This window comes from Halobellus sp. Atlit-38R, assembly GCF_003665925.1.
Classification (GTDB): Archaea; Halobacteriota; Halobacteria; order Halobacteriales; family Haloferacaceae; genus Haloquadratum; species Haloquadratum inordinatus.
Genome location: NZ_QXIJ01000224.1, coordinates 1 through 504 on the forward strand (window position 1 = coordinate 1; position 504 = coordinate 504).

The following is a 504-nucleotide window of genomic DNA, read 5'->3' on the forward strand; positions in this document are numbered from 1 at the left end:
CGGCGGACGCGGCGGTGGTCGCGGGCTACGCCGAGCGCGACGAGGGGAGCGTCTACAACGCGACCGCGTACGTTCCGCCGCCGGACCGCGGCGCGAACACCGGGCCGACGGGCGAGACGGGCGACGGCCCGGGCCGGTTCGCCGTCTACCGCAAGCGACACCTGTGGTACGACGAGACCGCGTGGGTCGAGCCCGGCGAGGACCGCGTCGTCGTCGAGACGGCCGCCGGACCGACCGGCCTGCCGACCTGCTACGACCTCAACTTCGTCGCGGAGAGCGCGTGGTTCGCGGAGCGCGCGGTCGACGCGCTCGTCGTCGTCGGTGCGTGGCCCGCCGACCACGTCACCAACTGGCGTCTCCTGTGCCGCGCCCGCGCGCTCGACGGCGTCAGGTGGGTCGTCGGGGCGGGCCGAACCGGGAGCTCCGGCGGCGGGCGCGCGCCCGACGAGGCGGCGTACGCCGGCAACTCCCTCGTCGCACGCCCGGACGGCGCGGTCGCGACCG

General features: G+C 77.0%; 1 protein-coding gene. It reads left to right on the forward strand.

Annotation, left to right across the window (positions count from 1 at the left end; genetic code table 11):
* Window positions 1-504 (forward strand): carbon-nitrogen hydrolase family protein (locus tag D3D02_RS19060; protein WP_147435750.1); only part of this gene is annotated, 504 nt, incomplete at both ends.